The sequence below is a fragment of the Neobacillus cucumis genome, assembly GCF_002860255.1.
Classification (GTDB): domain Bacteria; phylum Bacillota; class Bacilli; order Bacillales; family Cytobacillaceae; genus Neobacillus; species Neobacillus cucumis_A.
The window spans coordinates 1-15,352 of the sequence record NZ_PGVE01000104.1 but is presented as its reverse complement, the minus strand read 5'-3'; the positions used below and the strand labels follow the sequence as shown (position 1 = coordinate 15,352).

At 39.1% G+C, this 15,352-nt stretch carries 15 protein-coding genes and 1 tRNA gene; 6 read left to right on the top strand and 10 right to left on the bottom strand.

The features are described 5' to 3' along the window. Positions 1 to 367 precede the first annotated feature (367 nt). The 4 genes from CVD27_RS26710 (at position 368) to CVD27_RS26695 (ending at position 3,332) form a co-directional block, all read left to right on the top strand. On the top strand, positions 368 to 1,066 hold the full coding sequence (locus CVD27_RS26710) for an MgtC/SapB family protein (protein ID WP_101652178.1): 699 nt from the start codon (positions 368 to 370) through the stop codon (positions 1,064 to 1,066). 73 nt (positions 1,067 to 1,139) lie between these two features. After that, positions 1,140 to 1,212, top strand: a tRNA-Ala gene (locus CVD27_RS26705). Between the two features lie 258 nt (positions 1,213 to 1,470). Continuing rightward, positions 1,471 to 1,800, top strand: a complete 330-nt coding sequence (locus CVD27_RS26700) for a DUF485 domain-containing protein (protein ID WP_101652177.1) — start codon at positions 1,471 to 1,473, stop codon at positions 1,798 to 1,800. Next, positions 1,797 to 3,332 (top strand): solute symporter family protein, encoded by a 1,536-nt coding sequence (locus CVD27_RS26695; RefSeq protein ID WP_101652176.1) that lies wholly within the window; start codon positions 1,797 to 1,799, stop codon positions 3,330 to 3,332. Before CVD27_RS26700 ends, CVD27_RS26695 begins: the two co-directional genes overlap by 4 nt. A 41-nt stretch (positions 3,333 to 3,373) precedes the next feature. Here the strand turns inward: CVD27_RS26695 and CVD27_RS26690 are convergent, their stop codons facing one another. Next, complete coding sequence (locus CVD27_RS26690) at positions 3,374 to 4,786, bottom strand: DEAD/DEAH box helicase (RefSeq protein WP_101652175.1); 1,413 nt, start codon at positions 4,784 to 4,786, stop codon at positions 3,374 to 3,376. A 188-nt stretch (positions 4,787 to 4,974) separates the two neighbouring features. Between CVD27_RS26690 and CVD27_RS26685 the strand changes: the two genes are divergently transcribed. Continuing rightward, entirely contained in the window at positions 4,975 to 5,547 is a 573-nt protein-coding gene (locus CVD27_RS26685; protein ID WP_101652173.1) for an RBBP9/YdeN family alpha/beta hydrolase, read from the top strand. 156 nt (positions 5,548 to 5,703) lie between these two features. Beyond that, positions 5,704 to 6,588, top strand: a complete 885-nt coding sequence (locus tag CVD27_RS26680) for a selenium metabolism-associated LysR family transcriptional regulator (protein WP_101652171.1) — start codon at positions 5,704 to 5,706, stop codon at positions 6,586 to 6,588. A 31-nt stretch (positions 6,589 to 6,619) separates the two neighbouring features. On the opposite strand, the gene CVD27_RS26675 is transcribed toward CVD27_RS26680, so the two are convergent. From CVD27_RS26675 to CVD27_RS26635, 9 genes are all read right to left on the bottom strand, one after another. Further along, positions 6,620 to 8,125 carry an AMP-binding protein gene (locus CVD27_RS26675; protein WP_101652169.1) on the bottom strand — a complete coding sequence of 502 codons (1,506 nt, stop codon included), beginning with the start codon at positions 8,123 to 8,125 and terminating at the stop codon, positions 6,620 to 6,622. Positions 8,126 to 8,363: 238 nt separating this feature from the next. Then, complete coding sequence (gene phaZ / locus CVD27_RS26670; RefSeq protein ID WP_257984501.1) at positions 8,364 to 9,239, bottom strand: intracellular short-chain-length polyhydroxyalkanoate depolymerase; 876 nt, start codon at positions 9,237 to 9,239, stop codon at positions 8,364 to 8,366. 20 nt (positions 9,240 to 9,259) lie between these two features. After that, positions 9,260 to 10,276: a 3-oxoacyl-ACP synthase gene (locus tag CVD27_RS26665; RefSeq protein ID WP_180960466.1), complete on the bottom strand. Its 1,017-nt coding sequence runs from the start codon at positions 10,274 to 10,276 to the stop codon at positions 9,260 to 9,262. After that, on the bottom strand, positions 10,276 to 10,461 hold the full coding sequence (locus CVD27_RS26660) for a hypothetical protein (protein ID WP_101652164.1): 186 nt from the start codon (positions 10,459 to 10,461) through the stop codon (positions 10,276 to 10,278). The genes CVD27_RS26665 and CVD27_RS26660 overlap by 1 nt, the downstream gene beginning before the upstream one ends. 12 nt (positions 10,462 to 10,473) lie before the next feature. Beyond that, the gene (locus CVD27_RS26655) at positions 10,474 to 11,472 is read right to left on the bottom strand and encodes a branched-chain amino acid ABC transporter permease (RefSeq protein WP_101652162.1); all 999 of its coding nucleotides are present in this window, start codon (positions 11,470 to 11,472) and stop codon (positions 10,474 to 10,476) included. Then, positions 11,469 to 12,338 carry a branched-chain amino acid ABC transporter permease gene (locus tag CVD27_RS26650; RefSeq protein WP_101652160.1) on the bottom strand — a complete coding sequence of 290 codons (870 nt, stop codon included), beginning with the start codon at positions 12,336 to 12,338 and terminating at the stop codon, positions 11,469 to 11,471. The genes CVD27_RS26655 and CVD27_RS26650 overlap by 4 nt, the downstream gene beginning before the upstream one ends. A gap of 20 nt (positions 12,339 to 12,358) precedes the next feature. After that, the gene (locus CVD27_RS26645; protein WP_101652158.1) at positions 12,359 to 13,066 is read right to left on the bottom strand and encodes an ABC transporter ATP-binding protein; all 708 of its coding nucleotides are present in this window, start codon (positions 13,064 to 13,066) and stop codon (positions 12,359 to 12,361) included. Continuing rightward, positions 13,044 to 13,817, bottom strand: coding sequence for an ABC transporter ATP-binding protein (locus CVD27_RS26640; RefSeq protein ID WP_101652156.1), 774 nt, complete (start codon positions 13,815 to 13,817; stop codon positions 13,044 to 13,046). Before CVD27_RS26640 ends, CVD27_RS26645 begins: the two co-directional genes overlap by 23 nt. An 86-nt stretch (positions 13,818 to 13,903) precedes the next feature. Further along, the gene (locus tag CVD27_RS26635; RefSeq protein WP_101652179.1) at positions 13,904 to 15,085 is read right to left on the bottom strand and encodes a substrate-binding domain-containing protein; all 1,182 of its coding nucleotides are present in this window, start codon (positions 15,083 to 15,085) and stop codon (positions 13,904 to 13,906) included. Between the last annotated feature and the right edge of the window lie 267 nt (positions 15,086 to 15,352).

Genomic DNA, 15,352 nt, shown 5'->3' with positions numbered 1-15,352 from the left:
TGTTACGTTGGCTTCATTTCGTAAGAAATGAATAATTATTGTTTGTTGACGTTTTTGTTTGTTTAGTTTTCAAAGAACAAATCATTCGCATATTTCTTTATCGCTCAAAAGCGACTTCCTTAATCTATCATATCTCTCAACTTAATGTCAACAACTTTTTAAAATCATTTTTCGTTGTTCAACCTTCTCACTGAGGACGAGATTTAATATATCATGTTCGATAGTATAATTGCAATATAATTTTTAAATTTTTTATTGAATTTCAAAACAATATAGTAAGTGTAGAAAAAGGAATTTCAGTTCTTTCCTTTATTCTTCTACATAGTTTAAACTTAAAATACAATTTGAGTATTGGAAGTGAATGATTATGAATACCGTAGATGTCGATATACTGATTAAACTAGGAATTTCTGCAGTTTTTGGACTTATTATTGGGATTGAACGGGAACTTAAGAGAAAGCCAGTAGGTTTGAAAACAAGTCTTGTCATCTCAGTTGTGAGTTGTTTACTTACAATCGTATCCATTCAGTCTGCGTATATGTTTCCAAACTCAGATAATGTGAAAATCACCATGGATCCGTTGAGATTAGCAGCACAAATTGTTTCAGGTATAGGGTTCTTGGGTGCCGGAGTTATATTAAGAAGAGGAAATGACAGTATCTCTGGTCTAACAACAGCAGCAATGATATGGGGAGCTGCTGGTATTGGCATTGCAGTAGGGGCTGGATTTTATATTGAAGCATTTGCTGGTGTATCTTTATTAATCATAAGTGTAGAATTAGTCCCTTTTTTGATGAAGCTGTTTGGACCAAAACAATTACGAGAAAAGGAGATTACTCTTCAATTGTTTATTAAGGATCAAACACAAATTGAGACGGCCATATCTTTCTTAATTGAAAAAAAGTATATTATCCGACGGTTGAAGATTAAAGACTTAGATAACGGAGACCATCTAGTACAAATCTTAGTTGCTGTGGATTATCGGGAAAAAACTACTGAGGTTTATGCGGCTATTTCTGAATTAGATGGAGTGCGAAAAGTGGAAATTGAAAGTATGAGTGGTTAAAAACCAATTATTTTTAAATTTCCTCTTGCAAGATTTTTATAATACAGATATAATTTCTCTTGTACCACTATTCGGGGGCTTAGCTCAGCTGGGAGAGCGCTTGCATGGCATGCAAGAGGTCGTCGGTTCGATCCCGATAGTCTCCATTTTGAAAACCCATTGCACTCACAATGGGTTTTTTTTGTGTTAATCCAACTTTTTTCCAAAAATAGTAAAAAAATACTATTTTTAATATTTTTGCTTGCTTATTTATTTTCATTCTTACTATAATTAACATGAAGTTTAAATTTTTAAAAAAATCTGCCTTTTAGCAGAAAGGAGGTACTTTTCTAATCTCTTCCTCACTGTTCTACCATTCTCACCCTAAGTATTTGCATATATGTATATGAAAGGGGGGCTTCCCAATGGAGGCACGGAAAACAAAAATCAATTCTGAAAACGATTACACAAGTGTTGTTCATTCAGCTGCATTTCAAAAATTACTCTCCGAAAAGAAAAAGTTTATTATTCCAGTCACCATCTTCTTCTTCTGCTTTTATTTTGCACTACCTATTATAACTTCCTACTCAACGATTCTAAATCATAGGTTTTATGGCAGTATTACCTGGGCATGGGTTTTTGCATTCCTACAATTCGTTATGACCTGGGGATTATGTATGCTTTATTCAAAAAAAGCAGCTAAATTCGACGAATTAGCCCAAGTTGTAGTCGAAGAAGGAGGAAAGAACGAATGAATACTCCTGCATTTATTATGTTCCTTGGGATTGTTTTTGTCACACTAATTGTTACCTACTATGCTTCTAAAAAAACTAAGAATGCCAATGAATTCTACACAGCTGGCGGGGGACTAACGGGGTGGCAAAACGGCATGGCCATTGCTGGTGACTATATGTCTGCAGCTTCATTCCTTGGAATTGCTGGAGCTGTTGCTCTAACGGGATTTGATGGATTTTTTTATAGCATTGGTTTCCTTGTTGCTTATTTAGTCGTGCTTTATTTGGTAGCTGAACCGCTAAGAAACCTGGGGAAATATACTTTTGCGGATATGATTGCTGCCCGCTTTGATGCAAAAAAGATACGCGGATTTGCAGCTATGAACACAGTCGCCATTTCTATTTTTTATATGATTGCCCAGCTTGTCGGAGCAGGTGCACTTATTAAATTATTATTAGGTTTAAATTACACAACCTCCGTTTTAATTGTTGGGGTCCTAATGACTGTTTATGTTATTTTTGGCGGGATGCATGCAACAAGCTGGGTTCAAATCATTAAAGCTATTTTATTAATGGGTGGTACCTTCTTAATTTCTATCATTGTTTTAGCTAAGTTTCATTGGAGTATCCCTGCTATGTTTGACCAAATGAGAACAGCTACACCTTTAAAAGAAGCCTTTTTAAATCCTGGTGTTAAATACAAAATCGGTCTTGATACCATTTCATTAAACATGGGATTAGTACTTGGAACAGCTGGACTTCCACATATTCTCGTTCGTTTCTTTACAGTAAAAGATGCAAAAACTGCCCGGTCCTCCGTAGTGTATGCAACCTGGATTATTGGAATCTTTTATGTCATGACAATTTTCCTCGGTTTCGGAGCTGCTGCCTTTGTTGGTAATTCTGAAATTGTCGCTGCCAACCCAGCCGGTAATATGGCGGCACCACTCTTAGCTAAAGCTATCGGCGGGAATATGTTGTTTGCTTTTATCTCCGCTGTCGCCTTCGCAACGATACTTGCTGTTGTGGCAGGGCTTGTGTTAACAGCAGCATCAGCTTTTGCGCATGATTTCTATAATGAAATACTAAGGAAAGGAAAAGCATCTGAAAAGCAGCAGGTCAGTATGGCCCGCTGGGCGGCGATCGGTGTTTCGATCATTTCCATTATTCTAGCTTTAGGCGCACAAACACTAAATGTTGCTTTCCTTGTATCACTTGCCTTTGCGGTGGCTGCCAGTGCCAACTTACCGGTTATTATTTACACGATTTATTGGAAACGTTTCAATACCACTGGTGCTGTCTGGGCAATGGTTGTAGGTTTAATTTCTGCAGTAGGTTTAGTACTTATTAGCCCGAATGTTTTCAGCCCTGAAGTAGGAAAAGCTATTTTTGTTGGGGAACCTATTTTCCCTTACACTACCCCAGGGATTGTTTCCATCCCTCTTGGATTTATCGCCGGATATTTAGGAACCATCTTCTCCAGCCAAAAAGCAGATGTGAAAAAATATGAGGAAGTATTAGTAAAATCCAATACTGGGATCGGAATTCGATAAGCTAAAAGAGGGACTGACAGTATGATCAGTCCCTTTCTTTTCTAACGTTTCCTTTTACTTTTAGCTGTTGTCGGTTTACTGCTTCCTCTATTTGACTTATTAGAAAAGGAAAAGTTAGTCCGTTTTTCGCTGCGATCCCTTGACCCACTGGATGTCTTGACCGAATCCTTCTTATCTCCCCTGCTTGATCCCTCAGACCTTCTGTCCTTCCCGCTTTTAGCACTAATATGGTCTTTTTGATTTCTATTTTGCCTTTCTCTTACTTGACCGCGAGTTTTTGCAGGAGGATTATGCCTCCTTTCGGAACTTCCGTCTTTAAGTTTCTCTTTCCCCTTTTTTGTATTCCCATCATTTTGTTTTGGGATTGTAATGGAAAGTTCATTTTCAATTTGTTCAAGTGCTGGCCGGTCGGCAGACGAATAGAAGGTTACAGCGAGACCTGTCATCCCAGCTCTGCCTGTCCTCCCAATCCGATGAACATAACTTTCAGCATCTTGGGGGATGTCATAGTTAAAGACATGGGTAATTCCCTCGATATCAAGACCTCTTGCAGCTACATCAGTTGCGACCAACAATTGGATTTCTGCATCTCTAAAGCGTTTCATTACCTGTTCCCGTTTTGACTGAGACAAGTCTCCATGTAATTCGTCACATGAAAAACCATGGGCTTTTAGAGCATCATATAATTTGGATACCCTTCGTTTCGTCCGGCAGAAGATAACGGCTAAAAATGGCCTGAATGTTTCGATTGATTGAATTAGATTTGTTTGTTTTGCCCTATCGGTAGTATGAATCGCCATTTGCTTCACACTTAGTGCAGGACCATGCGTTTTTTCAATCTGTACATATTTAGGACTCTGCATATGTTTTTCAGCTAATTTCCTTACTTCCGACGGCATGGTAGCCGAGAATAATAAAGTTTGTCTCGTCATGGGTGTTTCCTTAATGATGTCTTCTACTTCACCAAGAAAGCCAATGTGAAGCATTTGATCCGCTTCATCCAATACAAGGAAAGCAATATCTCCCAATTGAACTGTTCCTCTTCGAATATGATCTAACAGTCGTCCGGGTGTTCCTACTACTATTTGTGGATTTCTTTGTAATTTTTTTAACTGTTTATCAACGTCTTGACCACCGTAGACTGCTAAAACAGCTAACCCTTTTATACCAGCAATTAATTTCTCAATTTCATCTGTAATTTGTAAGGCTAATTCCCTTGTTGGTGCAACAATTAGCGCCTGGACATGGGATGCGTTTCGATCTATTCTTTCAAGAATGGGCAAGATAAAGGCAAAGGTTTTACCTGTTCCAGTTTGAGCCTGTGCAATTACGTCTTTCCCTTCCAATATAATTGGAATAGCTTGTTTTTGAATCGGTGTTGGAACGGCGACACCATAAGTACGCAATTGGTTGACGAGTTCCTTTGATATATTTAACGAAAAAAAATCTGACAAAAAATACCCCCACTTTCTAATTTACCTGTTCACCTAATATTGATTGTTTATCGTGATAATTGCAAATATACATGATCTAATTGCAACAAAATAGCCATAATCTGTTGCCAATTCTGCTTAAAAACAGTATAATCTTAAACAATACCAACTTAATCAATCGGAATAATAAAATTTAAAGGAGGAGTATAATGAATCAACAACATTTTCTTATTGTTCATGGGTTAGGCGGAAGCGGTCATGATCATTGGCAAACATGGCTGGCGGAAACTTTAATAGAAAAAAAATATCAAGTAAGTTATCCAACCTTTTCATCCTTTTATTCACCAAATCTTAAGGTTTGGTTAGAAGAATTACATCAGACGATGGAAAACATACCGGCCGATTCAGAACTTACAGTGATCACCCATAGTCTTGGCTGTCTACTTTGGATGCATTACGCTTCAGCTCAGACCAAAAAGTTAGCTAAGCGCGTAATCCTTGTTGCGCCGCCATCTCCAACTATAGCTCTGACGGAAGCTGAATCTTTTTTTCCAGTACCATTAAATAGTAACCATTTATCTAGAACTGCCGAGGAAATCTTGTTTATTCACTCAAATAATGATCCATATTGCAATATGGAGGATGCCAGAAACTATTTAAACCTAGATCACCCTTCTATCATCTTACCTAATGCCGGTCATATTAATCCGGCATCAGGCCATGGAAAGTGGCAGTCCATCCTTGAGCTATCACTATCAAACAAAATAGCAATCTTAAACTAAGAAAAGAGTGATGTTCATTTATCATTCTTTTTTTTGTCTGCTTTTAAGATTTATAAAAGCTGAATCCCTTTTAAATTTGTTTATTTATGGTAAGGTATTGTTATCTAGATAATCTATTATTGTAAATCGATTTTATCAATTTAAGGAGAAGATTGAATGGATTTGCACCAACTCTATGTATTTACAAAAGTGGTTGAGCATAAAAGTTTTTCTAAAGCAGCAGAAGACATCTTCTTAAGTCAATCAACGGTCAGTTCACATATACAAGGACTCGAGAAAATGCTAGGGGTAAAATTATTTGATCGCGTGGGCCGGGAAAGTATTCTGACTCCACATGGAGAACGTTTGTATCATTGGGCCCTTCAGCTTTTACTACTTAAAGACCAGGCCTTACTTGATTTAAAAAAAGGGATGACCTCTCTTCGGGGAATGATTCGTATTGCAGCCAGTTCTGTACCTGGGCAATTTCTGGTTCCAAGGATGATTAAACAATTTAGAGGAGAATACTCTGAAGTAATTTTTCATATTAACCAGTCTTCATCAAAGCATGTTGCCGAAAAGGTTTTAAATGGTTCTGTTGATATGGGAATATTGGGGCAAAAATTTGAAGACGATAAACTTCGCTATATCCCATTATTAAAAGAAAAACTCGTTCTTGTAACCTCTCAGGCATGTAGAATACCAGAACCAGTAAGTATAAGCGATATTCTTGAATATCCCTTTATCATGAGAAATTCTGATTCAGGAACAAATGCCTTACTAGAAAGATTTTTGAAAAAAAATAAAATTATGAAAGACCAATTAAATATTGTTTCCTATATAGAGGACGGCCAAAGCTTAATCCAGCTGGTAATTGAAAATGTAGGGATATCCATTATTTCGGAAGTAGCCGCACGAGAATACTCCCGTCATAACATGCTTAAGATGTATACCATTCAGGATTTTGATGACGAGCGGTATTTTTACCTTGTTTATAATGTTAATAAGACACAATCAATCGTCTCTAGATTATTTATTGAACAGGCAGCTGAGTTAGTATAGATCTAAATCAAAATAAAAATGGGGAGAAATTTTATGCTCTCCCCATACTGCTCCCTATTTCTTTTAATTGTTTTTTATCGATTTTTCCCACGTGAGTCTTAGGAAGTTCTTCTAAACGGATAAACTGTTTCGGGATTTTATAACGACCGAATTTAGACTCACAATAACTTTTTAGTTCTTGGTCTTCTAATGAAGAAGGTTTCTTTATTGAAATAAAAGCTGCAACCACTTCACCCCATTTTTCATCAGGGAGTCCGATAACGGCTGCTTCGTTAATCTCTGGATGAGCATTCAGCCAATGCTCAATTTCTAGAGGATACACATTTTCTCCTCCGGTAATAATCATATCCTTTTTCCTGCCGACAATATAAAAATAACCTTCCTCATCTCGCCTGGCTAAATCACCTGTATAAATCCATCCATCTTGAACGGTTTCCTGAGTAGCTTGGTCCTGGTTCCAATAAAATGAAAAAGAATGTTTACCCTTTATTAAAATTTCTCCTACTTCGTTTGCCTGTGTCTCACTGCCATCCGAATTCAGCAATTTAATCGAATTAAATAACATCGGCTTCCCGACTGAACCTCGTTTGACCTTTGCATCCTCAGGACTAATATAAAAATTATTCGGCCCTGCCTCTGTCAGCCCATAGCCTTCCTTAAAGGCTAACCTTTTTTTGTAAAAAGCCTCGTAAATTTGGAGGGGGCAGGGAGCTGCACCTGATAAAAAGACTTTCATAAAAGGAAAACTAGCCTCCTCCAACTCCTTCGTTTGAATCAGTGTATGATACATGGTCGGTACCAGAAGAACAATCGTACATTGGTACCTTTCCAGAGATTCAACTGCTTTTGGTCCATTAAAGGTGTCCCCTATTACGATGGTTCCTCCACTCATGAGAATTGGAATGCTTAAGGCATTTAATCCGCCCGTATGAAACATCGGTAAATAGTTAATCGTTGTATCTTCCATCGAGAGACCCCAGCTGACAATCGTGTTAATAGCATTCCAGACAATGGATTGATGACTTAACACAACACCTTTTGGTTTGCCAGTCGTTCCACCGGTATAAATCATTGCCAGTGGGTCTGTTTCAGAAATTTGCTCGTTAATATTGCTAATGGGATAGGAAGCGATTTCTTCATAGCTTTCCTCTCCTACTATAAAGGAGCTTACTGTATCGTTCGTTAATTGGGGGGTGAGCGCTTTAAATTTATGATGGATCCCAATTAAGATAGGCGTACAGTCTGCTAGAATTTCTCTCAATTCATACCGAGATAAACGCCAATTTAGTGGTACAAGAATGGCACCAATTTTTCCACAGGCAAATAATAAATCGAAATAACAGACATCATTTGGCGATATTAAAGCGATCCGCTCTCCTTTTCTAGCACCTCGGGCATAAAGCCAGCTCGCGATCGCACTTGCCCGTTTATCTAATTCTTCAAATGTCCAAGATTTGTTCGTTTCTTCATCAATAATGGCATTCTTACTGGGAGTTAGTCTTGCTCTATGCTCCAGCCAATCCAATTCCCACCTCACCGCAACAATCGCTCCTTCTCACTAAATAAGATAGCTTCATTTTACATTCTTTTAGTTACAATGGAGTTACAAAATAGAGTTTATTTACAAATTTTCTTAAGATATTAACAAATTTTTGAGTTCATTAACATTTTTTAGATAAATGAACAAAGTTTTAAGCTTATTAACAATTTTTCGTATATATTAACAAAATCATAAAAAAACGACCCCATAGGGCCGTATCTTGTATTGTAATTAACTATTCACCCAAAAATTGTGTAATGGCCGATAATAATTGATGTAAATCATCCACCAGCGGGGAGTGACCGCAATTCTTTAATTCAATGAACTTCGCTTTTTCACCTAAATCCTCTACGAGTTCTTTTGTCATCTCCGCTGTTACCACATAATCCCGCTCCCCACGCAAAACAAGGACAGGGACATGAATGTCATCTACTTTCCCATTTCCGTCTACAAGCCCGTTGTGATGACGGCTGATATTAAAGATATTATTGGAATGATGTACCTCCGCTAAGTTCCTCTGCGTTCTCATATCCTGCAGATACTCCTCATAAAGCTCTGGAGACGGCTGATGATGTGTATAAATCACCGCGTTCCAAATTAACCTCAATAATTCAGTATTATTGGTGTCATAAGCCATCTGTACTGGTATTGTTTTAGTCACATCTTTTTTTATCTCATCATGTGTAATAAAGCGCCGCGGCACGTCATTTTCATTGAGTTTCCCTTCAAAAGGATAGCCTCTTGTTGACTCTGACGCTAATAAAATAAGCTTGTTACAGTAGCCAGGGTAATCCGCCACAAACTGCATGGACACCGCACCACCCGTTGACCAGCCCACTATAGCGAAGCCTTTTAGCCCAATAGCATCAACGAATAGTTTGACATCATCAGAGAAATCTTTAATTGACATGACTGGATTGTTATAGGTTGATAGTCCAAAGCCTCGCAGATCAACAGCATAAAGCTTATATTTAGCATCCAAATTTTCATATACTAAATCCCAGTGCTTCGAAGACGTCATATTACCATGAATCAACAATACCTTTTGATCCCCGCCCTCTCTTTCTCTATAGGCAAGCGTTTCCCCGTTTGGTAAATGAACTTCCTTCATTGTTATGTTTACCACTTTCCTCACCCTTTCCCCCATTTAATGGTCGATGCTCCCCAGGCATATCCGATGCCGGCACTTACCAATACAACCAGGTCTCCATCCTTTATTTTCCCTTCACGAAGAGCAAGCTCTAATGACAAAATCTGATCGATTTGTCCAATATGACCATAATCCTCCAGATAAATAGATTGTTCCTTGGACAACCCCAGCTCTTTTAAAACATATTCATGAGCTGATCTTTTCATGTGAAGAATGGCTAAATAAGAGATATCAGATTCTCTGTAGCCACTCTTCCGTACAGATTCCTTTATTACCCTTAAGAAATTATCCATTGATTTTTGTTCCAGCCGACGCTTCATACCTTCTGGGTCGAGCACATCGAGCATATTTTTCCTCTGTTCAAGCGTCTCTTTCGTTATTGGATTCTTTGTACCTCCTGCTACAACAACAACATCCTCTGAAAAAGATCCATCCGTCATCAGCTGGGTTTCTAACAATCTATTTTTACTATGATCCTTTTTTAACAGAATCGCACCGCCGCCAGCACCGAGGTTATACATAAAACGGGTCCTAGGATTCTGATAATCTATAAAATCGACGTTTCGATATCCTCCTGCAAGCAAGATGGTTTGAATACTAGAGTCTGCAATCATCAGGCTCTTGGCTACTTTTAAGGCCATCACTGTCGTACCACACCGTAAAGCCACATCAAATGCCCATGCATTTAATGCTCCAATCTCTTCCTGCAGCTTGATTCCAGCTGTCCAAAGGGGATACTCCTTATGCTCCTCACCAATATAAATGACAACATCTATATCCATAGGATTAATTCCAGCTTTATCTATGGCTCGTTTGGCCGCCATAATCCCCATTTCACAGGTATGGTCATTCTTTCCCGGGACATGCTTTTTCTTTATGCCCATTTTTTCTTCTACAATTTGAACCGGGATCCCTGCCAATTGGGCAATCTGTTTACCCGTCATATAATCTTCCGGCAAGTAAATCCCCGTACTAAGAATACCGATGTTCAACTTCATTACCTCCTATACTGTTCCGCTATTGCTTCCATATATTCCATTGCCTCTTCAACACGTTCAAATAATGTTTCCCTTTCCTCCTGGACATGGGTAACCTTAATTCTCCATTGTTTTTTTCCGCTGTCTTTTTCAATCGCTGCTAATTGGAATCGGACCACGAAGGAAGCAATTTGATTCCTCTCCATTGGTTCCTCCTTTTATCCCGCCACTTTTTCTTTACTTTTAACAGCAGGCTGTTTTTTTCGTTTCCATGTATAGCTGCGTAACGTCCCAACAATACCTTTTGGGAAAAACATCACAACTAATATATAAATTATACCGAAGAAAATGATCCATCGCTCAAAGATGGCATGTTCCTTGGCAAGCTCCGTCAGCCAGTCATGGGCAAACTCGATTAACCCCGCCCCAATGATGGCTCCAACTAATGTTCCAACTCCGCCGATAATTGTCATTAACAAAGCATCTAATGTTATATCCATTGAAAACACACTAGTATTCACGAATCTTAGTGAAATCGCATATAAAATCCCTGCAATTCCCGCTAAAACACCTGAAACCACACTTGCGGCAATTTTATAATGCAAAACCCAAAACCCGAGTGATTCTGTTCGTTGTTCGTTTTCTCGAATGGCTTGGAGTACGCGCCCCAGAGGGGAATTGGTAAACCGTTTTAAAAATAGAAATACCGCCACCATGATTATAAGGCAAAGTAAATAAAAATTAGTCCGATCTATAAATAAATCAGGAACACGAAAGGTAAATCCATCATTCCCAAACGTCATAGAACGCCATTTTTCTGCAAGTACTAAAAAGAGACCTGAAAGCGATAAGGTTAACATGGCATAGAAATGACTTTTTAGACGAAGAGTCAACAGGCCGACAATAAAGCTTACCAATGCTGTCAGGACGATCGTCGATAGGACTGCAAAGAAGAAGTACGTCATGGTTGGTTCAAATTTTTTCATAAAAATCCCCATTGAATAAGCTCCAATACCGAAAAACATGGCATGGCCAAAGGAGACAATCCCTGTAAACCCCAATAACAGATCATAACTCATAGCAAAAATAGCAAACACAAATATTTGAGTTAATAAGATGAATAAGTTTCTAGATTCATAAACAAATGGCAGTAGAATTAAAAATGCGGCGATTATTAAAATAATAGCAGTCATTTTATTCCCTTGTATGACCCTCATTTTCTCACCCCTCCCGCCCCAAATAAGCCCTGTGGCCGAATAATTAATACAATCGCCATTAAAAGCATATTTACAGAGAGTGATAAATCCGGTACATAATAGGCCATGAACGAACCAGATAATCCCACTAAAATAGCGGCTAAAACAGAACCCTTAAAATTCCCCATTCCCCCGATAACCACCACAATAAAGGCTAAGATAGCAAATTCCATCCCCATCCCTGCATGGATCACACCAGAATAAGGGCCGAGCAATACACCGCCAAGGGCTGCCATACCAGCACCAATCATAAATACAAACATAAATACTCTTTGAATATTAATGCCTAGTGCTTGAACCATTTCTTTATTCATGACACCCGCCCGGACAACCAGGCCTATCTTTGTTTTCTTCAGGATCAATTGTACGGCTGAAAAAATAAGGAGCCCGACTGCGATGATAAAGACCCGGTATTTTATGATAATGATCCCGCCCAGTTCCCAGCTTCCCTTTAAATACTCAGGTGGTGATGCCGTCAATTGATTGGGTCCCCAAATGACTTTTAACATTTCCGATAAAACGAGCATAAGGCCAAGGGTAATTAAAATTTGCTGCACATGATTTCCGTAAACAGGTTTAATGATCCATTTCTCTGTAATGATTCCAAGCAAAAAGCCCGTAATAATTGCTCCGGCAATGCCTAAGATAAAGCTGTCAGTCTGCTGGTAAATCCACAGGCCGCTGTATGCTCCCCAGGCAAAAAGCCCACCATGGGCAAAATTTAATACATCCATTAACCCGAAAATAAGCGTTAACCCGGCTGCTAATAAAAAAATCAGCATCCCTGTCGCAAGACCATTTAAGGCTAGATTTATGACTAAGTCCATCAAGACGGTCCCCCTAACTATTAAGCAATGCCTAAATATTTTCGTTTCATTTCTTCATCTTCTTTTAATTGCTTCATAGTGCCATGATTCACGGTCCGTCCATCATCAATAATGTAATAACTATCCCCGATGGTGCTGGCCATCATAAAATTTTGCTCTACTAAGACAATAGTTGTCTGATCCTTGATTTGTAAAATGGATTCCATAACTTTTTCCACAACAATTGGCGCCAACCCCTTACTTGGCTCATCAATTAACAACAGTTCATTTTCATTTACATAGGCTCTAGCAATGGATAACATTTGTTTTTGCCCGCCGCTTAAATATCCACCGGTCTTTTTCCAAAACTTTTTTAAATCAGGGAACAATTCAAGAATCCAATCCATTCGTTTCGCTGTTTCTTCATTTTCCTTTTGAATCGCTACTTTCATATTTTCTTCAACCGTTAAACCTGCAAATATTCCTTGATCTTCCGGTACATACCCAATCCCCTTTTTAGCAATGGTATAGGTTGGAAGTGATTGAATAGGTTCTCCCTTATAAGTCACGCTTCCTTTTGTCGCAGGATTTAATCCCATAATGGTTCGTAAAGTGGTTGTCTTTCCCGCTCCGTTTCTTCCTAACAGTACAGTTACTTCGCCTTTTCTTACCTCAAATGATATCGCTTGAAGAATATGATATTGACCAATATGTGTCTCTACTTGGTCAAGCTTTAATAGGCCGTTCATCCAAATGACCTCCTAAATAAGCAGATTGAACTGTTTCATTTTTCATAATTTCTTCTGGGGCTCCGTCAGCAAGCAGCCTTCCATTGAATAAGACCATAATCGAATCCGATAAATCTAAGATCATATCCATTTTGTGTTCGATTAGCAGAATAGTCCGGTTGGCCTCATTTTTTATTGTTTTTATTACTTCTAAGATTGCTGGAACCTCCTCTAGTGACATTCCGGCAGTAGGCTCATCGAGTAACAAAACCTCTGTTTCTAGTGCCAGCAGCATGGCAATCTCGAGCTTCCGTTTCTCACCATGAGCGAGGTTCATGGCAAGTGAATCCTTTTTATCATGTAAAAGGACAAGTTTGAGCCACTCTTGTGCCTTCTCTTCAAATGCCCGATACTTTTTATGATGAAACAACATCTGATACCGAACACCCGCTTGCGATTGAACAGCTAATCTGACATTTTCTAATACGGTTAAATTGGGAAAAACATTTGTAATTTGAAAGGAGCGCCCAATTCCTGTCCGAGTCCTAATAGTAGGGGAAAACTTGGTGATCTCTTTCCCACGGTAATAAATTTCCCCCTTTGAAGGGGTTAGCTGTCCGCTAAGAAGATTAAAAAAGGTGGTTTTTCCTGCACCGTTTGGGCCAATGATACTCTTAAAGTGCTTTTCTGGAACTCTTATACAGACAGAATCCACTGCCGTATGTCCTCCAAAGGTAATTGATAAATCTCTCGTTTCAATAAGGGTTGACAAGCCTTTCACCGCCTATTAATTGATGTTAGAAAAAGGGAAGAGGGTGACCGTTTTCGATTTGGTCGAACCCTCACCATTTTTGAACTCTACTTGTTACGGATTGGTGGTGCGGTTTCTTCAGGGGTTAGTTCACGAATCAAAACTGGTACTGGGTAAGGAACACCCTCCTTTTTCTCTAACTTAATCGCATACAATGATTGAAGGGCTTGGTGATCTTCCTTCCTGTAGGACATTTTCCCTTTTGGTGTTTCAAAGCTCATTCCTTCCATGGTACTGATTAATTTGTCAACATCTGTCTTCCCACTCGTCTTCTTTAATGCTTCAACAATTGATATGGCTGCACTCATTCCACCTGGCGTAAACAAATCAGGTACATCTCCGTTAAACCTCTTTTTATGTTCAGCAACAAGCCAGTCATTAATTTTGTTTTTTGGCAGGTCATGATAATAAACAGTAAAGCCCTCCATACCAATCAGAGGCTCCATGGTCGATAAGGCAGCAATATCAGGTGCACCAGTTGAAATCTTAATGCCCTTTTCTTGAACTTTCATATCTGCAAGCTGCTTCCAAGGAGAGTTTGCTCCGGCCCAGACGACAAACAGATAATCAGGTTTCGCATTAATAATTTTTTGAATATTGGACGTGAAGTCAGTTGCGGCAGGATCTGCATATTCTTCTTTCACAATTTCAGCTCCAAGCTTTTTAGCTGCTTCTTTAAAAGCTGCTACTCCATCACGGCCGAAGGAATAATCTGGTGCCAGGGTGGCAATTTTCACTCCCTTTTTAGCGATTGCAGCGGCACCGGCTACCGCATCCTGGGAAGAATTACGCGCCGAATGGAAGATATATTTATTAAACTCTGATCCTGTAATACTATCTGCAGCTGCTGGTTCGACGACCATGACTTTTTGATATTCTTCAGCAAGTGGTAATACAGCTAAAGTATCAGCTGAGCTTGAAGATCCAACTAAAAAGTCGACTTTATCTTCCTCTAATAGTTTGGTAGCTTTTTGAACAGCTACTTCCGGCTTGGTTTCCGTATCTTCAACGATAAATTCAATTTTCCGTCCTGCCACCTCTCGTTTTCCATCTGTGGCATAATCAAGCCCAAGCTCGAAGCCTCTTAATGTTTGTTTTCCATAAGCTTCGAGTGCTCCTGTCTTTGAGGCCAGTACACCAATTTTTATTGGCTCCGTCCCTGAATTTGCTTCACCTTTTGATTCTGATGATGATTTGTCCGAGCTGCAGGCACTCGCAAAAACCATCATAAAAATAAGTAATCCTGCTATTGCCCATCTGCCTTGATACCCCTTCACTCTTTTTCCCCCTTAAGATTTATCATTTAAAAGCTTTATTTTTATGATAGGAGATGATAGTTACACTGGAGTTACAAAACATAAAAGAGCATCTGGGGCAGATAGAACAAAAGCGCAAGCGCCTTGGTCAGCCCCGACAAGCATAAGACGAGCCGGCCGAAAGGTTGCTTTTTAACCTTTTGGACGGATTGGCTTATGACCTCGAGGGGCTAGGCGCTG